The organism is Paenibacillus provencensis, assembly GCF_042678545.1.
GTDB lineage: Bacteria > Bacillota > Bacilli > Paenibacillales > Paenibacillaceae > Paenibacillus > Paenibacillus provencensis.
Window position 1 is genome coordinate 1,095,066 of the sequence record NZ_JBHTKX010000001.1, and the last position, 20,812, is coordinate 1,115,877.

Sequence of the window (20,812 nt, forward strand, 5' to 3'; positions counted from 1 at the left end):
GTAGCGAAAAGGATGCGCTAACGGTTTAAGCAAAGCCTATCACAGGAGGTTAGTTGGACTTGGAGGTAATTTCCCCCAATGGAGAGCTTTATCATTTCTTTAAAGAAGAAGATTAGGCTTTACGTGAGAAGGAGGTGAAGAGAATTGCAAAATATACAGATCGGATCTTTCGTTCTAAATGGGCAACTGATTCTTTATCTGAGTTATGGAGCGGGAGGCTGGTTGATGCTGCAGTATCGGCTTAGAGGCAGCTTGGAGCGTCGGATATACTTGTCCGATGCAGCGAATGCATTCTGGCTGTGGTTGCTCGTTTGGAAAGGAAGCTTTCTGATCTTTTATCCCATAGATGTGATCACACAACCCATGTCTTTACTTTATTTTGATGGTGGGGAACGCGGAAGATGGATAGCAAGTCTGGTTACGGCTTCCTATATCTGGTACAGAAATTCGAAACAAAATTTAAGCGTCAAAATGTGGATCGATATGGGGATTTGGTTTACTTTATCGGGCTGGTTGGTCTATCACTTGTTGTTGCTTATTACAGGCGAGGAGTCTTCCTTGTATCATACAGCAAACGCTGGAATGACTGTTCTTCTCCTGATCTCATTATTGGTTTCTCAAAAAGGATCCGATTCGGGAAGTGGATTAAACCATGCCGTTTGGTTTTCGATCGGAAATGTGTTGCTTTCGTTTCTGGTTGCCGATCGTCCGGTATGGTTGTTGTCCTTCAGTAAACAGCAGATCATTTTTCTATTGGCTGCCGCGTGTTTAACAGGATGGTCCTGGTTGGATGAAAAGCAACAGAAAGGAGGTCCTCATGGATAATCTTACAATCCTGGTAGCCTTTGCAGCGGGGATGCTTTCTTTTTTATCCCCTTGCGTATTTCCGCTTATCCCCGCTTATATTTCCCATTTAACAGGCTCTACCTTTCAAGATGGCAAACTTGTCGTGAATCGGTGGAATCTGAGCCTTCAGGCGTTTAGTTTTATCGTGGGGTTTAGTCTGATTTTTATTACGATGGGTGCGTCTGCAAGCTTCATTGGACGCTTCTTCGCGCAAGAACGCGAGCTGGTACAAAGAATAAGCGGTCTGTTGATTGTTGTGTTTGGTCTGCAAATGGCCGGATTTCTAAATTTTCGTCTGCTGATGTCCGGTAGAACGTGGCAAACCAAACCAACTGCGAGCCGCGGCATAATCCGTTCGCTTCTTACTGGTGTGGCGTTTGGAGCAGGTTGGAGTCCATGCGTTGGGTTGGCGTTATCGTCTATTTTGCTTCTGGCCGGATCTACGGAGACACTGTGGAACGGAATAGGGATGCTGGCCGTGTATTCGTTTGGGTTGGGAGTTCCTTTTCTATTGATTTCGTGGTTGTTGACGTATTCGATGAGCATGATGAAAAAAATGAATCGATGGATGCCTCTTCTGTCGAAAATTAACGGTTGGCTTCTTATTGGAATGGGACTGCTGCTATTTACCGGCCAATTGCAAAAGATCAGTGCTTGGCTTTCTCAATATACATTTTGGGACATTACATTCTAACAAGGGGGATCAATAGAGATGAAGAAAAGTGTGATTGCCATCATTGCCCTCGTTATGCTTGTTGCTTATGGGGCTTATGATTATTATGAAAAAAAATCGTCTGAAGGGACTTCTGTCAGGGAATCCGCAGGCCAGAATATTAAAGTGGGCATTCAAAAGGGACAACAGGCGCCGGATTTTACCTTGAATGATTTGCAAGGCAATCCTGTCAAGCTATCCGATTATAAAGGAAAAACAGTACTTATTAATTTCTGGGCAACCTGGTGTCCGCCTTGCAGAGTAGAGATGCCCCATATGCAGCGGTTTTATGAAGACTATAACCAACAAGACGTCGTCATTTTAGGGGCTAATTTAACACCGACGGAGGAGAAAACGGACAAAGTTATGTCATTTGTTAAAGACTATGGCTTGACATTTCCTATCTTATTAGATTCGGAAGGAACGATCATGCAGACGTATCAGGTCGTCGCGTATCCAACTACGTATCTGTTAGACTCCAGCGGAGTTATTCGCGAGAAATATCAAGGAGCTATCAATTATGACACCATGAAAGAAGCTGTTTCCAAAATCAAATAATGGAAAAGAGGTGTTCAACATGAATTTGCCCGTTAAAAAAATGATGTTGTTTACGTTGTCGGCGTGCCCATTAGGCAGATCTATGAACAATGTGCTTCGCGAAGTTCAAATATGTCAGGATGAACTTTCTTATGAAGTCGTACATGTGGATGTTCATCCCGACCTCGCGAACCATTACCGGATCAAGACAAATCCGACTACGCTTCTTGTAGACGCAAGCAACCAAGAGTTATATCGGTTCGAGGGCTTCAAAGAGACAGAGGAAACGCTCCGAATCATCGGACAAGTCAATAACAAATCGTTGCGGTCATCAGACGATCTTCCTGAGAACCAGGAAATTACAGAAACCTATGTTATTTATTTATATCAGAACGGTATGGCAGTGCCAGTCGAGACTTTCTATGTGAATAAAACGTCCATTAAGGCACCTCGAATTACAGCTATTGGGCAACTGTTAAATACTCGTATTGATAAATATGATAACCCGTTTCCGCCGTCTTCTGCTCTGGAAGGGGTGCATTTTGAACAAGGGATTGGCGAGGTGACGATTCTAGTTCATCCTTCGGAAGCAGAATTGGATCAGGAAAAGATGAAGATTGTATTGGAACATACCTTAGCGCCATATGGGATCAAGAGTGTAAATATAAAGTGGATAGTCAGCGGGGACTCACAGTCATAACCCTGAAGTTAACTATTCTCCCCTGTTGACAATGCCTTTCTTTAGGATGTAATATACCTATAGGGGTATGAGTAATTATATTATGTGAATCCGTAGGGTAAACTCGTACAGGATATGTAAGCCCCGGCAAAACACCAATATAGGAGGGTTACGATTTGACTGCACATTCAGAAATCAAAGCAGATCAGACGCTCGATTGCAAAGGTTTGGCCTGTCCCATGCCTATCGTCAAAACCAAGAAAGCGATGGATCAGTTGCATTCCGGGCAGGTCATCGAGGTTCAGGCAACCGATAAAGGTTCACTGGCGGACATTCAGGGCTGGGCCAAGAATACCGGCCATCACTATTTGGGCACGATTCAGAATGGCGATGTGCTTAAGCACTTTATCCGTAAATCGAGCGCGGATGAGATCAAGGAAGAGAAAAAATATCCTCACACCGTGACCAATGATGAGCTGGAGAAAAAGCTGGGCAGCGTAACCGTTCTCGATGTTCGCGAGCCTGCCGAATATGCGTTTAACCGGATTCCTGGCGCCGTCTCCATTCCGCTTGGGGAACTGGAAGAGCGCCTAGGCGAGCTGAATACCGAAGATGATATTCATGTTGTATGCCGTACCGGCACGCGCAGTGATCTGGCTTGCCAGTTGCTGTCCGAGAAGGGTTTCAAGAACGTAAAAAACGTGGAGCCCGGCATGTCTGGGTGGTCCGGACCGATAGAAAAGAACTTTCAAATCTAATCATGGACCAAGGAGGTCGTTTAAAATGAGCACGAAAGTAGCGATTATCGCAAGCAATGGTGGAATGTTCGATGCCTATAAGGTTTTCAACATCGCGACGGCATCTGCAGCAACCGACGCGGAGGTAGCCATCTTTTTCACCTTCGAAGGACTGAACCTGATTCACAAGCAGGTCCATCACCAGCTTCCGCTGCCGGCAGGCAAAGAATATTTTGCGGAAGGCTTCAAGAACGCCAACATTCCTTCCATCCCGGAACTGGTGAATATGGCGCAGGAAATGGGCGTGAAAATCATCGCCTGCCAAATGACGATGGACGTCATGAACTTAAAGAAAGAGGATTTCATTGAAGGAATCGAAGTCGGCGGCGCCGTCACATTCCTGGATTTCGCGAAGGACGCAAACGTGTCCTTGACGTTCTAATTCATCAAAGGGGGAATCAACATTGACTACTGCAACCGGACTCCGCCCGATGACAGCGGGAGAACTGACGAAAATCGTTCTGAACAAAAAAGAACTCTTCATTCTCGACGTGCGCAATCAAAGTGACTTCGACGATTGGAAAGTGGAAGGAGAGAGCGTCGAGATAATCAACATTCCGTATTTTGATTTGCTTGACGGCGTGGATCCAGTGCTAGACCAAATTCCAAGCGACAAACCTTTGCTTGTGGTATGCGCCAAGGAAGGTTCGTCCAAATTCGTGGCAGAACAATTGGTTGGAGCAGGAAGAACTAACGTCTCTTATCTGGAAGGCGGCATGAAATCTTGGAGCGAGCATTTGGAGCCGGTGAAAATCGGAGATTTGAAAGACGGGGGCTCCCTGTACCAGTTCGTGCGGATCGGAAAAGGCTGTCTTTCCTACATGGTCATTTCCAGCGGTGAAGCAGCTGTAATCGATACGCTCCGAATGACGGATGTATTCGAACGCTTCGCTGAGGAACAGGGAGCGGCCATTAAACATACGCTGGACACGCACTTGCACGCGGACCACATTTCCGGCGGGCGCAAATTGGCGGAGCAAACAGGTGCAACGTACTGGCTGCCGCCCAAGGACGCGACAGAAGTAACGTTCCAATATGAGAAACTGGAAGAAGGTCGTGAGATCTCGGTAGGGAATATCAAGATCAAAATTCAACCTATATACTCGCCGGGTCACACCATCGGAAGCACGTCGTTTATCGTGGATGATCAATATCTGCTTACGGGCGACATCCTGTTCATCGAATCGATCGGCCGCCCGGACTTGGCCGGCAAAGCAGAGGACTGGGTCGGCGATCTTCGCAACACCTTGTACAACCGTTACAAAGGCTTGGCTCAGGATTTGATCGTACTGCCTGCCCACTTCGGCAAAGTGACGGAGCTTGGAGATGGCGGCCGCGTCATGGCCCGATTGTCAGATCTCTACCGCGACAATCCGGGCTTGAACATTAAAGACGAGGAGACGTTCCGGCGGACGGTAACCGTGAATTTGCCGCCTCAACCGAACGCCTATCAGGAGATTCGACAAACGAATATGGGTAAGATTACACCGAACGAAGACGAGCAACGCGAGATGGAAATTGGTCCGAACCGCTGTGCGGTTCATGATAAATAAAGGAGGACATCAAAGTGAATACAGATATCACGGTAGATACGAAAGGTATGGCCTGCCCGATGCCGATCGTTAAGGCGAAGAAAGCCTTGGATAGTCTGCAACAAGGTCAAGTTATGGAGGTCCTGTCTACAGACAAAGGCTCCGTCAATGATTTTCAAGCCTGGGTTAAACAGACGAAACACGAACTCATTCAGCACGTCGAAGAAGACGGCGTTTATAAATTTTACGTTCGCAAAGTATAAAAAAAGCGGGACCCGGAAGGGCCCGGAAGGGCCCGCTTATTTCGCCTCGTCATATACGATAGTGATGCCAAGGGAACAGTAACTTTCTTCGGTATAATGGCCATGGGGGCAAGTTTTCGTGCTGCAAGCCATATCGATTTTCGCTTGCAGTCTTTGATTGCACACCGGGCATTTATCTTCGAAAAAGCTTTTTAAATGTTGAAGCAATCGGATCACCTTATTTCTGATAAGTTTACTTGGTTTTAATTATAACCTGTATTCAACTTGATGTCACGCATTAGAGAAAACTTTACGACAGGAGGGTGTCATGGATTTCTTACTGCTCATTGTCATGGTGCTCATCGGTCTGGTCGGCTCTTTCTTTTCAGGGTTGCTTGGTATTGGTGGCGCAATTATTAATTATCCCCTCCTACTGTATATTCCATCCCTTTTCGGTGCGGCACACTTTACAGCCCACGAAGTTTCCTCCATCAGCATGTTTCAGGTCTTTTTCGCTTCACTTGCTGGTGTTATCGCGTTCCGGAAAAAAAGCAAAAAGGGCGGAACGGGCGTCGTCAATAAACAGTTGGTCCTTTATATGGGGTGCAGCATCCTCGTCGGCAGCCTGGTCGGCGGCTTTGTTTCGGGTATGTTGAACGGAGATGTCATCAACCTGATTTACGGCATCCTTGCGGTACTGGCGGTCGTGCTAATGCTAATACCCAACAGGGGGACACAACAAGATACGGATGACCTCCGTTTCAACAAAATCATCGCCATTACTGCGGCATTTGTAGTAGGTATCGTTTCTGGAATCGTAGGGGCCGGCGGAGCGTTTATCTTAATTCCCATTATGCTCACCGTGCTCAAAATTCCCACGCGCACAACGATTGCATCCTCGCTCGCGATCGTTTTTATTTCGGCCGTTGGAGGCGTCATCGGAAAAATCACGGGCGGGGATATCCCTCTGTGGGCGACGGTATATACCGTCATCGGCAGTTTGATCGGAGCACCGATCGGCACGATGATCAGTTCGAAAATCAATGTAAAGGTACTTCGATATGGTTTGGTCGTCCTGATCGCACTTACGGCCATTAAAGTGTGGTCGTCCATTTTGTGAATGCATTAATCGTATCTGCAAACATTTGCCGCGGCAGAAGGGTTGCATTCTTTATTATTGTCCGTTAATATACCTATAGGGGTATGAGTAAATATTATGAGAGAGAAGGTATGTGACGTTGGAATTGGAAAAAGATAAAACGACAATCGTGCTCTTCAGCGGCGATTTGGATAAAGCAATCGCGGCGTTTATTATTGCGAATGGAGCGGCGGCTTATGATCACGAGGTGACAATCTTCTTCACGTTCTGGGGATTAAACGCGCTTCGCCGGGACGAACCGATAAAGACAAACAAAGGCCTTCTTGAAAAAGCTTTCGGATGGATGATGCCGCGCGGCGCGAAGAAGCTGGGTTTGTCAAAAATGAACTTCGGCGGCCTCGGGCCCCAGATGATCAAGCATGTGATGAAAAAGCACAAAGCATTGTCGTTGCCCGAGCTGGTTGAACTGGCTCAAGAACAAGGCGTTAAGTTAGTCGCTTGTACGATGACGATGGACTTGCTCGGTCTGAAACAGGAAGAATTGATCGATGGTCTGGAGTATGCAGGAGTAGCCGCATATCTGGGTGACGCCGCGAACGGAAAGGTAAACTTATTCATTTGAACAAGCGTATATGAACTTATAATTTTTTCCTTTATACTATACCCATACTCGTATAAGGAGTTGTTGGACATGAACTACGAATACACGGACGAAATCAAAACCCGGCTGCGCAGAATCGAAGGACAAGTCCGCGGGGTGCTGCGTTTGATGGAGGAAGGAAAGAGCTGCAAAGAAGTTGTGGCACAGTTGTCCGCCGTTCGCAACGCATCGGACAAGGCTATCGCGCAGATCGTTGCAGAAAATTTGCAGCAATGCATCATGGCGGAACATGCTGCCGGTAACGATACAGGAAAGATGGTCAAAGAAGCTGTGGAGCTTCTGGTTAAGAGCCGCTAATACAACAACTAACAATCTGAGGGAGTGAAAAACATGGCATTCAAAATTCCGAAAGCAACAACGCCGCAAGAAGTGGCCGCAAGGTTAAAGAATGGCGAGAAGCTGAACCTGCTTGATGTCCGGGAGCCCGACGAATGGGCATCCGGCCATGTCGCAGGCGCCAAGCACATTCCACTTGGACAGCTCACCGAGCGGCTAAAAGAACTTGATCCGTCGAAAGAGACGATCGTCATCTGCCGTAGCGGCAATCGCAGCGGTCTTGCGTGTGAATTGCTAAGCGAGAAGGGCTTCGACGTCGTAAATATGACCGGCGGATTGAACGCCTGGACAGAAAAGCTTGTATGAGGTTTTGCCTCTCTAATAACCATGGTCTGCGGCAGCTGTGTCATTATTCAGCTGTCGCAGTACTGTAGAAAGGACTTCATATGATAACACTCTTGTATATTCTTGCCGGAGCCGTGATCCTGTGGGTCCTGCGCGGCTTTTGGCCCGTTCCTTCTTTCCAATATGTGCCCTGTCATGAATTGGAGAAAGCACGAAATCAGTCAAGTGTGAAAATACTCGATGTCAGGGATGCATCGGACTATCTGCATGGGCATGTTCCCGGCTCGATCAATATATCGCTCGGACGTCTGCCTTATGTGTGGCATAAAGAGCTCTCTAACGACGACTCCGTCATTATTTTGTCCTCAAGTTGCTATCAGAGTAATAAAGCAGCCCGCATCCTGCATAAGCGCGGCTTCCGGCAGCTGTGTGCCGCGCAGGGGGATTTTTTTCAGCCGACAGGCAAACAAGTGAATACGAAAGGATGTGGAATCTTTGGACACAGGTACAATCATTAATATCGGAATCCTTGTGCTAGTCGTGTGGTTTGCATATTCGCGCTTTAAACCGGCCAAAGGACTCCGAAACCTTAACGCAGAGGAATTTAAGAGCCATATGGGCAAACCCGGCAAACCGCTGGTGATCGATGTCCGAGAACCGAATGAATATAAAGGCGGATATATTGCCGATGCGAAGAATATTCCTCTTTCGCAATTGTCCCGAAGGCTTTCCGAGATTCCCCAGGATCGTGACGTGCTGCTCTATTGCCGCAGCGGTATGCGTAGTAAAAGTGCGGCAAAAATATTGTTGAAGAACGGCCATAAGGAGATCGCCCATCTGCAAGGTGGCATCGGGGCTTGGAAAGGTAAACTGGCAAGCAAGTAAACGAGTGGTGAGCGTGGTTTAGGGCAAGGATAAAAACGGTTAAAGTATTTTAGTGAATGAATGGAGGACAATCCCATGCACGAGCGTCGCTTTAATCCTGAAAATATGGCTAAACTCGACAGTCCCGAACGTAAGGCTGTTCTTCCCCCGGAATCTTTGCTAGAGAAGCTGGCCCTGAATGAGAACGAGTCAGCAACTATTCTGGATCTTGGAGCTGGCACGGGGTATTTTTCCATCCCTGTTTCAGAGCGAACAAGTGGGACCATACTTGCCTTGGATATCGAGCCCATGATGCTGGAGGTTATTCGCAGCAAGACGAAACAGAAGCAGATAAAAAATATTCAGACCATCGAAGGCCGGCTTGAGCAGATTCCTCTGGAGGAAGAGTCGGTGGATCGTGTCATCGCGTCCCTGGTCCTGCATGAAGCGGAGCCGCTTCAACAGGCTTTGTCTGAGATTCACCGGGTCCTTCGCAGAGGCGGCCGGTGTGCATGCCTAGAGTGGGAAAAGCAGGAGACGGATCAAGGGCCGCCGCTGCACCATCGAATAGGCTCCGAGGAGTTGACACACTCGTTTGAGCAAGCCGGTTTTACCATACTGGAAACGGATCACCCCACCGGCGCACATTACGTTCTGGTCGTACAGAAATGATGTAAAGGGAGTTGTAAACGATGTTCCATTATACAGTTGAAACTACCAAAACACCTGAGCAGGCGGTTGAAGCACTGACGGAAAATTTGAAGGCGGAGAAGTTCGGCGTCCTATGGCAACTGGATATGAAGGCGAAGCTGAACGAGAAAGGCGTCGAATTCGACATGCCGTATCAGATTCTCGAGGTCTGCAACCCAGTGGAGGCCAGGCGGGTTTTGTCCGAAAATGCGTTGGTCGGATACTTCCTTCCCTGCAAACTGGCTGTGTATGTGGAGAATGAAAGGACCAAGATCGGCATGCCGAAGCCAACGGCTCTCATTGGACTTGTGGAGAATGAGGCCTTGATGAACATTGCTTCCGACATCGAGAAGCGTTTGACTGCTTGTGTTGATAAGAGCATCTGAGCCACATCCATACAACTGCTACTGAACGCTTGAGTTAGATGAACAGAAAAGGCTGGGACGGCGGGCCTTCGCCTTGTTGGATCGGTATACGTCTTCGAAGTGAAAGCTGCCGTTAGCCAATTACAAAGCGCTAAACGGGGTAAAGTAAGTATGAATGAACTTCAAAGCAGGAAGGCTAGTCTGGTCAATTGATTGAAAAATGAGCTTCCCCGATCGACGGAGGAAGCTCATTTTTCTCTACACACAATGGATACGGGCAGGGGGGCAGCAAGTCACTGCCTTCGAGCTCCATTGTAAACAGCTCAGGGTTGGTGGGAATGATGCAATACAAATCCTTAATTGTCAGCTTCCATGGCAGCATAGGAGTGCTGTATCCAGTACGGGCACCAGCCGATGCTCGAAGGTGATGAGTCGACCCGATTCGATCGATTCGGCCGACGAATGAAACGCTGGCCCTGATTGAATAATGAAGGCCTGTTCTTGCGAATTGGCCGCTTGATTCAGTCATGGCTGTGCGCACTGAGCAAAATATAGATGCTTGAAACCAGGGAAGCCAGCTTGATGTCTAGCGGCAGTCCCATATGACTATGGATGACAATCAAAGCGAAATTTCTTGCTTATAAAGGAGTATTTCGATGGTTACAGGGAAAACCCGGTGCTCTTGTCTTTAAGATGAGAGTGGCATCGCTGAGCGGACGTATCGCCCCATGACGTGCAGGGAACTGAGCTCTATGCACAATGCACAAAAAAAGTGCCAAACCTATATATTTGCCGGTTAAAATAAATATCGAACCGACGATAAGAAAAGCAAAAAGGCAATTCCAAAACATAACCACATGAGCCATTTGTCTTGTCGATCAAAAAGATTCATCTTATTTTCCCCTTTACATAGTCTGCATTGAATAAAAACAAGCGTAACAGCAATATCAATGCCGGTATCAACAACAGCAGCCCCGCCGTGAATGCTGCAACCAGTGCACGCCCCATCACTGGATTGGTCACGCCGCCGGTTAATGTCAAGATGGGATAGAGAAGATACGGGAGATGTGACTGTCCGTAACCGAAAAAGGCAAAGGCGAACTGGGCCATAACCAAGATAAACGCCCATCCATATCGATGCCTGCGCCAGATGAACCACACCGCAATCGCAAAACAAATAAAAGACAAGCCAAACATCCACCACACATCCAATGTGTTTAGGAAATGGTCTCGGTTATGATTTCGCAACGCCATAAACGTAAATAAGCTGGAGATGATGGTCGGAATGCCTCCCCAGAGTGCAAACCGGCGAAGCCATTCCAGCGCCTTTCGATCTTCAGCACGCGCCGCGTAATAAGTAAGGAAAGAAGAACTTATAAATAGAACGCTTGAAATGGCTAGCAGAACCACCGCCCAGGAATAGGTACTAAAAAACAACTCCTCCATCAACAAGTGGACGGAGTGGCCTTCAAAAGACAAAAAACCTCCTTCCGATATGGTGAAAACTGTTGACAGCGCAGCCGGAATCAGTAATCCCGTGGATCCGTAAGCAAGTAAGTAAAGATTGTTTTTTCTTGCCCCGTAATTCGTAAATGCGTAGAAGGATCCTCGGACCGCAAGCAAGATTAGCGCAATACTTCCGGGGATTAACAAAGCGGTACCATAGTAGTAAGCAGTGTCCGGAAAAAAACCGACAATACCTACGAAGAAAAAGACCAGAAACACATTCGTTACTTCCCAGACGGGAGACAAATATCGGGAAATCAGCGGCCCAATAACGGACTCGATTCCGATGACTCTGCCGTAATAAGCATAAAAACCAGCGCCGAAATCAATCGAAGCAACGATCAAATACCCGTACAAAAACACCCAAAGCACCGTAATTCCAAGCTGCTCCAACGACATCTCCATGCTCCTCTACAAAATAATACGCCTTTCCTCTAGTTCCATTTCCGCAGGCTTGTTTCGGAACAATCGACCAAGGACGAATAAGCAAATGACGCCGAGAAGCGCATACAGTGCGGCAAAAAGCCAAAACGTAACACCAACGTTGGGATTTGTTGTGACCGCATCTGAAACTTTCATATATCCTCTGATAATCCAGGGTTGTCTTCCCACCTCGGCATAAAACCATCCCAGTTCAATGGCAAGAAGGGATAATGGCCCTCCTGCAACAATCCCGGTCAGGAGCCATCGATTATAGGCATTCCAGCGCTTTATTTTGTTGATAGTCAGGAACAGAACAGGAATAGCAAGTAAATAAAAGCCGATGCCGACCATCGAATCGAACAAATAATGGACATATAGCGGCGGCCATTCCGATCTTGGAAAATCGTTCAACCCCACTACGGTTCCATTCGGATCGCCTGTGGCGAGAAAGCTGAGCCCCCATGGGATTTCAATTGCACCGGTTACTTCCAACGTGTCCGGGTTCAAATGACCTCCTACAATCAAAGAAACCCGATTTCCGGTTTCGAAATGCCATTCAGCGGCAGCCAACTTTTCGGGCTGTACCTTAGCCAGAAATTTGGCGGACCCATCTCCGATCCAAATGGTCGCGACAGCCAGAATGAGACCTGAATGCCGGGTATTCAAGTAGTTCATCCTCAACCATTTTGACATTTTCAATTACAGCCCGGTCAATTATGTCTTTTTCGGATATGCCAGCGGATATCGCCTTTTCAGCAGCCGGTTCAATCTTATTAACAATGGATTGTAAATAAGCTGGATGCCTCCTTCTTTGTAATGCCTCAATAACCGCGCCGCAGTTCTCATGCCCTAAAACTAACACAATCGGAACGTGTAAATGATCCACTGCATATTGGACACTTCCTATGACATCATCATTCACGATATTTCCAGCAACGCGAATCACAAAGAGATCCCCCAGTGATTGATCGAACACAATTTCCGGTGCTACTCGTGAATCGGAGCAGCTTATGATGACAGCGACCGGTTTTTGTTCGGAGATAAGCTGCCTCCGATTTCGAATGACATGTTTTTCTGCTAAATGCCCCGTAACAAATCGTTGATTTCCTTCTTCCAACAGACGAATCGCTTGCACAGGATTCATTTCCTGCTTTATCTTTTCGCTGAAAGCAGGCTGGTTCAATGAACGACATCCTGTGCTGGACAGCAAACACATCCATACAACCAAACAGAGCAGGCTGCGGGACTTCTTTAATGACACAACAAGGGCCTCCAATAAATATTTGAATTTTTGAATATTTAACTTATCTGTTCCCTCCCTTCGCAAGATTTATTCCCACTAAAACAAAGAGGCACCTTCATAAGGTGCCACCGCTACATATAATCGTTATTTATAATGGAAGAGGTTCGTTAACGACAGGATCAAGCTGTAACCTTACGAGGACGCCCGCATGCACGAGCCCAGCCCCAAACCCATACAGTAAGGCTTTATCTCCCGCACGGATTTTCCCACTCCGAATCCCTAAATCGAGTGAAAGGGGGATCGTTGAAGACGATGTATTACCGAAGTGAGTTAGACTATGCAACGTACGTTCTATAGGGAACTCCAGTTTCTCACAAAGCGGCTCAATCAGTCGCAAATTCGCGCTATGGGGAATAAACCAGTCCACATCGTTTATTGTCTGACTGCTTTTGTTCATCAATTGATGAATCGAATTGGGTATTGTTCGCATCACCCAACGGAATACTTCCCTTCCGTTTTGGACAATGCAATTGTTGTCGCACAACTTTTGCTCGCCGAGTCTATTGGCAAGCCCTGTCCGATAAATATGGACCCCACCTGTGCCATCGGAGCCAACATGATGACTGACGAATCCCTCAAACTGGTCATCTCTTTCCACGAGAACGGCACCGGCGGCATCGCCAAACAAGACGCAGGTTGTACGATCCGAATAATCTGTAATTTTGGACAGCGTTTCACCGGCAATGACCAGAACCTTCCTATGCAATCCAGAAGCAATCAAGCCATGAGCCATGATAAGTCCATAAGTAAATCCAGCACAAGCGGCACTAATATCAATCGCACCAGCGTTTTGAATTTGAAAATGGGCTTCAATTAAGCAGGATACTGTAGGAAAAGGAAAATCTGGTGTAGTGGTGCAAACAATAATAAAATCCACATCCTCGATTGTCTTGTTATACCGAGAGACGAGATTCCTGACTGCACTTATACAGAGATCGCTGGTAAATTCGTCTCGCTCAGCAATACGTCGTTCATGAATGCCTGTCCGCTGTACGATCCATTCATGACTGGTATCCACCATCTTTTCCAAATCATCATTTGTCAGTTTTCGTTGGGGTACATACGTTCCAATGGCTGTAATACGCGAATGAAACACCAATATTCCCACCCTTCATCCTTATTGAAATTGCTACGAAATCGGAAATTTTTGTCGATATTCATGAAGTTCTTTTTGAAAACGGTGGAAAGAACTGGATAACATTTTTATATTCCGTTTTATTTTGGTTTTCCTTTTCCGATTATGCTGACACTCGTGGAGTTGATCAATCTGTTTATCGATTTTTTCCCGTAGGGTTAGGATAAACCCGATCGCAATGTGAGATTTAGCCAGTTCATGAAGATCAGTAGCAAGAGCCTCACTCAAATTGCGAAGATCCGGAAGGTATAACGACTTTGTCACATAAAAGACCTCTGGCGTAAAGTCCTCACGGTAATCTTGTCCCGGGACTTGCTCCCAAAAGTCATTCCATTCTCGTAGTAGACCAGTTTCATACAAAAAGAACTTTAAAAACCCGCATAACCATGCCGTACAACTTGCATTTCGTTTTTGGCATCCAATACCTTTGACAAGATGTCGACACCCTTGACAACAGGAACCTCCATTGGCGATACAAACGTTACAAATGGAATTGGACCCAATCTCATGTAACGCATGAATCCCCATTGTTATGACGGTTTGTCTGCTTACCTGCATGAAAGGTGTAGTCAATTCGTGAGAGGATGACGAATCTTGATGTGATGAGTTATTACTCGTAGAGTCCGGCATTCGTACCCACTCCTTATGTTCTTTTAATCAAATAATCAGATATTTGAATATAATGTGTATTATATAGGAGTTGCAACCAAATCACAATCCATGCTCCGGTATGCCCTTCTTTCCAGAATGTTTTTGGGTGAAGTTGTGTTATGATATTCATATATTCAAAAGTATAGTGATTAAGGAGGCGTTAGCCATGAATCAAAATATCCAACAGTTTAAAGCCGATTTTTTTAAGGCGCTGGCGCATCCCATGCGGATTCGTATCCTGGAGGTTCTGAGTGAAGGAGATAAAAACGTAAATGAGATACAGAGTATTTTAGGATCAGAAGGTTCAGCCGTTTCTCAGCAGTTGGCAGTATTGCGAAATAAAAATGTGGTGACGGGCTTAAAAGATGGTACTTCTGTCATTTATTCGTTACGTGACCCGTTGATTAAAGACCTGCTCGCAGTCACAAAGCAGATCTTCGATAATCATCTCGTTGATGCCATTTCATTACTTGAGGTCATTCGAAATGAATCTTAAACTGAAAAACAAGGGTATCCATGAGCAACATCAAGGATCACCTTGTTTTTTCGTTTTGCAGCCGGAAACATGCGAAGCGACACGAGATTATTACGATTGACATTATTCGATGACAGGAGTAACATTTCATATATATTCAAATAATCAAATATATGAAGAATAGAAGGTAGTTCAGATGAAATGGATGGGAAGATTTGAAGGATACCATGCAGCCGCATTCCGCAAGGATCTCATTTCAGGCCTCATTGTTGGCATTATCGCCATTCCATTAGGGATGGCGTTTGCTATTGCGGCTGGTGTAAAACCGGAATATGGCATTTATACCACCATCGTTGCCGGTATCTGTATTTCCTTGTTCGGAGGTTCTAAATTTCAAATTGGCGGACCGACCGGTGCATTTATTCCGATCCTTTTCGCAATTGTCATGGAATATGGATACGAAAATTTATTGCTTGCGGGATTTTTGGCGGGAATTATTCTCGTTCTCATGGGGCTATTTAAACTCGGTGCATTGATAAAATTTATTCCTCGCCCTGTAACCATCGGATTTACCGCTGGAATTGCCGTCATAATCTTCAGCGGACAAATTGCCAACTTTTTAGGTTTGAGCGGTATCGAGAAGCATGAGAATTTTCTACCAAATATGAAGGAAATTGTAATGCATCTCACAACTACAAATCTCTACAGTGTTATCACAGCGGTGGTTTGCTTGGCTGTCATCCTCCTAACGCCGAAGTTTCTACCGAAGGTCCCTGGTTCCTTGGTAGGGCTCGTCGTATCCACTATAGTGGCGACCGTATTCTTTAAAGGGGAAGTTGCAACGATTGGATCGTCATTTGGAGCTATTCCAAGCACCCTACCCCATTTTCATTTCCCTGATCTAACCTGGGATCGCATTGAAAACTTGATTCGCCCCGCCTTTATTATTGCCATGTTGGGCGGCATCGAATCTTTATTATCGGCGGTTGTTGCCGACGGCATGACCGGCAGTCGTCATAACAGCAATCGTGAGCTGATTGGGCAAGGTGTCGCCAATATGGTAACCCCTCTCTTTGGAGGCATTCCAGCGACAGGAGCCATTGCACGAACAGCAACCAATATCAAAAACGGTGCGGTCTCACCTCTGTCGGGTATTATACATGGCATTGTTGTATTGCTGGTGCTCATTTTGTTTGCACCTTATGCATCGGAGATCCCACTTGCTAGTATGGCACCGATTCTGATGCTGGTTGCTTGGAACATGAGCGAACGAAAAGAATTCGCTCACGTCTTAAAAACCAAAACGAGCGATTCCGTTGTCCTTCTCATTACCTTTTTGCTTACGGTCTTTACAAATTTAACGACTGCCGTTGAAGTCGGATTAATCTTGGCCGTAATTCTGTTTGTGAAACGAATGAGTGATGGCTTACTGGTTTCCAAGGTATTGCCTGACCCAACAGCTAAACATGAAAAAGTGAAAGCCCACATGGTAACCGAAGGCCACGATTGTCCACAAATCGGGATCTATACCATCGAAGGCCCTCTCTTTTTCGGCGCCGCGAACATGTTTGAAAAGTCCATTATGGATACGATTCATCTTAGGCCGAAAGTATTGCTGCTGCGCATGGGAAAAGTACCTTTTATGGATACGACAGGTGAATCGAATCTGTCCAGTTTGGTGAAACATTTCGAGAAGTTTGGCGGGATTATTCTTGTATCCGGAATTCAAGCTCAGCCTTTGGATGTATTGAAGAGAACAGGGTTGTATACGCTGATTGGGGCTGAACATTTTTTTGGACATACCGGTGAGGCACTTAACTTCGCGCTATTGCAACTGGATTTGAATAAATGTCTAGGTTGTAAACATTTCGCTTTCCGTGAATGCGCGGCGTTATCAAACAAGGAGTCTCAAAAAGAAGTAATCACCAGCTTGAAGCCAGATCCATCAAGGACCTAACCTATTCTCACTCGGAGTCGCCCCAAAGACGAAATGAGGTGAATGGGAATGCAACTTGCACTTCAGCAGTACAGAGTAGATGTTTTTAAGGTCATGGCTCATCCGCTGCGATTGCAGATTTTGGAGTTATTATGTGAAGGACCGAAAGGTGTCAATGAGCTTCAAACGCGTTTACAAAGTCAAGGTTCTGCGGTTTCCCAACATTTAGGTATTTTAAAAGCGAAGCATCTCGTAATAGGAATGAAGGTTGGAACTCGCGTCGTCTATTCGGTGCAAGATCCTCTTATATGTGATCTGCTCTTCATGACCAAAAACATGTTTAACAACCAATTAATGAGCGTGATTGACATACTTGATATCAGGACTCATTGAACAGCAAGGGTCAGATCGGAAGTGTATGAAATGAGTCAAATTCATATTCAGCAAAAGGGAGAGGGGTTCTCGATCATTCTTTTGAAGCAAACGACCGGCATTCGTCAAGAATTTGGATACTGTACGGGTTATTGCGAGAGCGTCGTATTTGCTTTGGAAAAGGCGAAACAACTACACATTCCAGAACAAAACATTTTATATCAGGGGAGAAAAATTGGTTTTTTTGCTTATAGAGATCCTCTTTAAGATGAAACAAGGAGCTGCTTGATATGGTTACCCGTTCGTTTCGACTACAGGAGTATATGGAAGTTTCGACCTTGCTTGAAACAACCTTTCGGCTATCTTCTTGGAAAAAACGATAACGGTTTTCGCTAAACAACTTAAGCGAGAGGAGAAGATTATGAACGATTTAAAAAATAAAGTTTTTTGTTTGACTTGTCAGAAGGTCACGTGTATCTCAAAGGCTATTCATGTTCTTTCGACAACAACGGTTTCTGGACAATATCGGAAATCAAAAGGTTGCCATGATTGTCGGGCGGATAATAGAAAAGTGTTCCAACAATCGTATCTTCTATTTAAGCAAACAAGCTTGTGATGTCTTTTTGATCTTCAACTTTATTATTACCTTTATTGCACTGGGAATTATAGTGTATTTATTTATCAAGTCGTAGTCAAACCGATGGTATTAATCTGGAGGTGTCAGTATGTTGCTTGTTTATATCGCGGTTATTGGAGTAGCCGCCTTTATTATATGGATTACCATATGGGCAACTAGTAAAGCGTATTCTAAAAAATGGGATCGACCAGATGAATAGTTAGCTATTCATGTGAAGGATGTAATGTAAGCGGTTGGGTGTGATTGCCTTGTCCAGTAGCATAAGGAGTTCGAATGACTACCCTGAGAAAAGTGGTGGGACGCTGACCTTCGAATCATTTATTCAATATAGAAAGGAGGTCGATTTTGAGCTCCAATGGATTTGGAATTTTGATGGTTAGTGTTGTTTATTTTGGTTTAATCATCTGTTCTTTTGTTATCTTGAAGACAAACAAGACTCATTCTAAGAAGCGAAAAGAAGAGGAACATTCTGATAAATGAAAGTTTTGTATCTATATTAATTATGAACTCCGATCGCGCGATTTACGAATTATGCGTATTGCGTTCACTTAAACAACAGGTAGTTGAGTTTGGTCCGGGTTCCACCGTCCGGGCAACTTTATCTCACGTAAGGAAAGCGCCGATACAATGTTGACACTTGCCCCAGTATGGCACTTATAGGCATAACCCCGTGAATATTTTCTTTAAGTTTCCGAATCTGTTTTTTGGTATTAGAACTTAGAGTTCTATTTTAATTTTACCGGTAAATAATAAGGGGAATAAGCATTAATTGAACACCATTGTTCCGGTTCTGACCATTTTAGGAACCAACGATTACGTTTTACATTAAATACATGTAAACAAAGTGGAAGCCCTTATTTAACAAGGGATTCCACTTTTGGAGTTTGGATAACTGACACTTCGCTGGTACTACCCCTAGAAATAAGAAGGGCTTATATCTTTCCTTCGGGTACAGTGTCCGCGGTACGATCTTTGATAAAAAATGTAGTAAGTAGGGCAATCATACTTCCGATCAATCCGTACAAAAATATGTGATGGATTCCGCTCATAAAATCTTCTGATCTCGTCAGAATTGCCCCCATGATCGTTACGCCTATTGCTGTTCCTATGTTACGAGCAAACATCATAAATGAAGTTGAAATTCCTTTTTCATGCGGTTCAACAAGCTGCTGGGCGCCGATAACGCCTGTTGTCGATAATAAACCGAAAGCGAAACCTTGAATCATCAAAACAAAAAATACATACCAAAATCCATTTCCATCGTGCAAAAAAGCGAGGAAGACTCCGGAAGTAGCGAGCAGAATACTTCCAATAATAAACAGACGGCGATAGCCAAATTTCAAAATCCACTTTCCCGCCGGAACAGATGCAGAAAGCCAACCAAGGGCAGTTCCTAGTAATGCGATGCCACTTTGGAAAACGGAGAGTTTGGTTATGTCCTGTAGAAACAACGGGATATAGCTTGCGGTTCCAAATAAGGCCGCCCAACCAAGGAAACCGTTAATGTTCATCCAGCGAATCGTTTTATCTTTAACAATGGAAAGGGGAACGAGTGGTGATGCTTGCTTTTTTTCAAAGAAGTAAAAGGCGATAATGAATATTGCGCCAACACTGACATAGAGGATTTGATTGCTATCTACGACAGTTGCCAGAAGCAACACACTGACTCCAATCGTAAACAAAAGTGCGCCGATATAATCGATACGTGCTTTTTTGGGAGTATACTCCTCTTTATATGGTAATAAAGTGAGCAACGCTAGAATGCAAATCGGGATATTTATAAAGAAAATCCATCTCCATGTCATATACTCCACGAAAAATGCGCCTAATAGCGGTGCGATGACTGCAGACAGTCCCCACATTGACGTCCCCAAGGCTTGAATTTTTCCGCGCTGTTGAATGGAAAATAGATCGCCTGCAATAATAGCTGGAAAAGGCATCATGAAGCCAGCACCGATACCTTGAATTCCACGGAAAATAACAAGCTGTACCATCGTTTGCGACACACCGCACAGTATAGAACCGATTAAAAATAAAATAATTCCAAAAGCAAAGACTCGTTTCCGGCCGAACAAGTCTGATAATCGGCCTGCAACTGGAGCGAGCACGGTGCTTGCGATCATATAAGAGGCAAACGGCCAAGCAAAAAATTCAAACCCGCCAAGACTCTTTGCTATGATTGGCATTGTTGTATTCATAATCGTGGTATCCATTGATGCTACGAATAGGGCGAGTACAATACTTATCAATATTGTTGTTCTGCTTTTCAATCAAACTCCCTCCCAACATCTTGGGATCAATTATTTTACAACAATAACTGGACACAGTACTCTCTTAACCACTTTATGACTTACGCTGCCCAAGACAAATTCCTGTAAGGCATTTAGCCCGCGGCTTCCAATAATGACCAAGTCCACTTTCTCATTGTTTGCATATTCCACAATAGCTGGACCAGGATCGCCAGTAATAATCTTTGTTTCATGATTGACATTTTTAGCAGAAAGTTGTTCTGCAATAGGAAGCAACTTTTGATGTCGTTTCAACTCTATTTCCTCATGATTTTGAGAATGCAAGACTTCACTTTTAATTTTGGATAAGTCCGCCACAAATAGGATTTCAACGGTGGAATCTGGAATCAAGGATGCAATTTTCGCAGCCTCCTGGGCTGCCCGAATCGAGTTTTTTGACCCATCAGCAGCGAGTAAAATACGTTGATACATATTCATCTC

General features: G+C 45.2%; 27 protein-coding genes. 20 read left to right on the forward strand and 7 right to left on the reverse strand.

All coding sequences use genetic code 11. The annotated features are described in order from the left end of the window. The first annotated feature begins 144 nt into the window (after positions 1-144). The 16 genes from ACFQ3J_RS05165 to ACFQ3J_RS05240 all read left to right on the forward strand — a co-directional run bounded on the left by ACFQ3J_RS05165 (position 145) and on the right by ACFQ3J_RS05240 (position 9,666). Positions 145-825, forward strand: a complete 681-nt coding sequence (locus ACFQ3J_RS05165; RefSeq protein WP_248551622.1) for a hypothetical protein — start codon at positions 145-147, stop codon at positions 823-825. Then, positions 818-1,540 carry a cytochrome c biogenesis CcdA family protein gene (locus ACFQ3J_RS05170; RefSeq protein ID WP_049868184.1) on the forward strand — a complete coding sequence of 241 codons (723 nt, stop codon included), beginning with the start codon at positions 818-820 and terminating at the stop codon, positions 1,538-1,540. Before ACFQ3J_RS05165 ends, ACFQ3J_RS05170 begins: the two co-directional genes overlap by 8 nt. Before the next feature lie 18 nt (positions 1,541-1,558). Next, on the forward strand, positions 1,559-2,116 hold the full coding sequence (locus tag ACFQ3J_RS05175; RefSeq protein ID WP_169284767.1) for a TlpA family protein disulfide reductase: 558 nt from the start codon (positions 1,559-1,561) through the stop codon (positions 2,114-2,116). Positions 2,117-2,135: 19 nt separating this feature from the next. Further along, a complete protein-coding gene (locus ACFQ3J_RS05180; RefSeq protein ID WP_049868182.1) occupies positions 2,136-2,795 on the forward strand; it encodes a thioredoxin domain-containing protein in 660 nt (219 codons plus the stop codon). Positions 2,796-2,950: 155 nt separating this feature from the next. Next, complete coding sequence (locus tag ACFQ3J_RS05185; RefSeq protein WP_084781446.1) at positions 2,951-3,532, forward strand: sulfurtransferase TusA family protein; 582 nt, start codon at positions 2,951-2,953, stop codon at positions 3,530-3,532. A 25-nt stretch (positions 3,533-3,557) separates the two neighbouring features. Continuing rightward, entirely contained in the window at positions 3,558-3,953 is a 396-nt protein-coding gene (locus ACFQ3J_RS05190) for a DsrE/DsrF/DrsH-like family protein (protein ID WP_049868181.1), read from the forward strand. Positions 3,954-4,002: 49 nt separating this feature from the next. Beyond that, positions 4,003-5,124, forward strand: coding sequence for an MBL fold metallo-hydrolase (locus ACFQ3J_RS05195; protein WP_049869724.1), 1,122 nt, complete (start codon positions 4,003-4,005; stop codon positions 5,122-5,124). Positions 5,125-5,138: 14 nt separating this feature from the next. Further along, the gene (locus ACFQ3J_RS05200) at positions 5,139-5,366 is read left to right on the forward strand and encodes a sulfurtransferase TusA family protein (protein WP_084781444.1); all 228 of its coding nucleotides are present in this window, start codon (positions 5,139-5,141) and stop codon (positions 5,364-5,366) included. 307 nt (positions 5,367-5,673) lie between these two features. Then, complete coding sequence (locus ACFQ3J_RS05205) at positions 5,674-6,465, forward strand: sulfite exporter TauE/SafE family protein (protein WP_169284766.1); 792 nt, start codon at positions 5,674-5,676, stop codon at positions 6,463-6,465. Positions 6,466-6,589: 124 nt separating this feature from the next. Further along, entirely contained in the window at positions 6,590-7,066 is a 477-nt protein-coding gene (locus tag ACFQ3J_RS05210; protein WP_372490924.1) for a DsrE/DsrF/DrsH-like family protein, read from the forward strand. Positions 7,067-7,135: 69 nt separating this feature from the next. Beyond that, entirely contained in the window at positions 7,136-7,402 is a 267-nt protein-coding gene (locus ACFQ3J_RS05215; RefSeq protein WP_049868178.1) for a metal-sensitive transcriptional regulator, read from the forward strand. Between the two features lie 33 nt (positions 7,403-7,435). After that, positions 7,436-7,747 carry a rhodanese-like domain-containing protein gene (locus ACFQ3J_RS05220; protein WP_049868177.1) on the forward strand — a complete coding sequence of 104 codons (312 nt, stop codon included), beginning with the start codon at positions 7,436-7,438 and terminating at the stop codon, positions 7,745-7,747. A gap of 80 nt (positions 7,748-7,827) precedes the next feature. Next, entirely contained in the window at positions 7,828-8,244 is a 417-nt protein-coding gene (locus tag ACFQ3J_RS05225; protein WP_084781442.1) for a rhodanese-like domain-containing protein, read from the forward strand. Next, on the forward strand, positions 8,213-8,611 hold the full coding sequence (locus ACFQ3J_RS05230; RefSeq protein WP_310735628.1) for a rhodanese-like domain-containing protein: 399 nt from the start codon (positions 8,213-8,215) through the stop codon (positions 8,609-8,611). Before ACFQ3J_RS05225 ends, ACFQ3J_RS05230 begins: the two co-directional genes overlap by 32 nt. 75 nt (positions 8,612-8,686) lie before the next feature. Then, on the forward strand, positions 8,687-9,262 hold the full coding sequence (locus ACFQ3J_RS05235) for a class I SAM-dependent methyltransferase (RefSeq protein WP_169284765.1): 576 nt from the start codon (positions 8,687-8,689) through the stop codon (positions 9,260-9,262). 20 nt (positions 9,263-9,282) lie between these two features. Further along, entirely contained in the window at positions 9,283-9,666 is a 384-nt protein-coding gene (locus ACFQ3J_RS05240; RefSeq protein WP_049868174.1) for a DUF302 domain-containing protein, read from the forward strand. Between the two features lie 184 nt (positions 9,667-9,850). Here ACFQ3J_RS05240 and ACFQ3J_RS05245 read toward each other — a convergent pair whose 3' ends face one another. From ACFQ3J_RS05245 to ACFQ3J_RS05265, 5 genes are all read right to left on the reverse strand, one after another. Continuing rightward, positions 9,851-10,174, reverse strand: coding sequence for a hypothetical protein (locus tag ACFQ3J_RS05245; protein WP_143812100.1), 324 nt, complete (start codon positions 10,172-10,174; stop codon positions 9,851-9,853). A gap of 359 nt (positions 10,175-10,533) precedes the next feature. Further along, complete coding sequence (locus ACFQ3J_RS05250) at positions 10,534-11,550, reverse strand: cytochrome d ubiquinol oxidase subunit II (RefSeq protein WP_049868173.1); 1,017 nt, start codon at positions 11,548-11,550, stop codon at positions 10,534-10,536. 12 nt (positions 11,551-11,562) lie between these two features. After that, positions 11,563-12,240, reverse strand: coding sequence for a cytochrome ubiquinol oxidase subunit I (locus ACFQ3J_RS05255; RefSeq protein ID WP_248551623.1), 678 nt, complete (start codon positions 12,238-12,240; stop codon positions 11,563-11,565). Beyond that, positions 12,161-12,835: a carbonic anhydrase gene (locus tag ACFQ3J_RS05260; RefSeq protein ID WP_169284763.1), complete on the reverse strand. Its 675-nt coding sequence runs from the start codon at positions 12,833-12,835 to the stop codon at positions 12,161-12,163. The genes ACFQ3J_RS05255 and ACFQ3J_RS05260 overlap by 80 nt, the downstream gene beginning before the upstream one ends. Positions 12,836-12,965: 130 nt before the next feature. After that, a complete protein-coding gene (locus ACFQ3J_RS05265; RefSeq protein WP_169284805.1) occupies positions 12,966-13,976 on the reverse strand; it encodes a ketoacyl-ACP synthase III in 1,011 nt (336 codons plus the stop codon). A gap of 853 nt (positions 13,977-14,829) precedes the next feature. On the opposite strand from ACFQ3J_RS05265, the gene ACFQ3J_RS05270 reads away from it, so the two are divergent. The 4 genes from ACFQ3J_RS05270 to ACFQ3J_RS05285 all read left to right on the forward strand — a co-directional run bounded on the left by ACFQ3J_RS05270 (position 14,830) and on the right by ACFQ3J_RS05285 (position 17,713). Next, positions 14,830-15,159: an ArsR/SmtB family transcription factor gene (locus ACFQ3J_RS05270; RefSeq protein WP_036684721.1), complete on the forward strand. Its 330-nt coding sequence runs from the start codon at positions 14,830-14,832 to the stop codon at positions 15,157-15,159. Between the two features lie 175 nt (positions 15,160-15,334). Beyond that, a complete protein-coding gene (locus ACFQ3J_RS05275) occupies positions 15,335-17,095 on the forward strand; it encodes a SulP family inorganic anion transporter (protein ID WP_169284762.1) in 1,761 nt (586 codons plus the stop codon). Between the two features lie 48 nt (positions 17,096-17,143). Then, the gene (locus ACFQ3J_RS05280) at positions 17,144-17,467 is read left to right on the forward strand and encodes an ArsR/SmtB family transcription factor (RefSeq protein WP_169284761.1); all 324 of its coding nucleotides are present in this window, start codon (positions 17,144-17,146) and stop codon (positions 17,465-17,467) included. A gap of 30 nt (positions 17,468-17,497) precedes the next feature. Further along, positions 17,498-17,713: a hypothetical protein gene (locus ACFQ3J_RS05285; protein ID WP_049868164.1), complete on the forward strand. Its 216-nt coding sequence runs from the start codon at positions 17,498-17,500 to the stop codon at positions 17,711-17,713. Positions 17,714-19,015: 1,302 nt separating this feature from the next. Here the strand turns inward: ACFQ3J_RS05285 and ACFQ3J_RS05290 are convergent. Next, positions 19,016-20,353: an MFS transporter gene (locus ACFQ3J_RS05290; RefSeq protein WP_169284760.1), complete on the reverse strand. Its 1,338-nt coding sequence runs from the start codon at positions 20,351-20,353 to the stop codon at positions 19,016-19,018. A gap of 30 nt (positions 20,354-20,383) precedes the next feature. Next, positions 20,384-20,803 carry a universal stress protein gene (locus ACFQ3J_RS05295; RefSeq protein ID WP_169284759.1) on the reverse strand — a complete coding sequence of 140 codons (420 nt, stop codon included), beginning with the start codon at positions 20,801-20,803 and terminating at the stop codon, positions 20,384-20,386. Positions 20,804-20,812 lie beyond the last annotated feature (9 nt).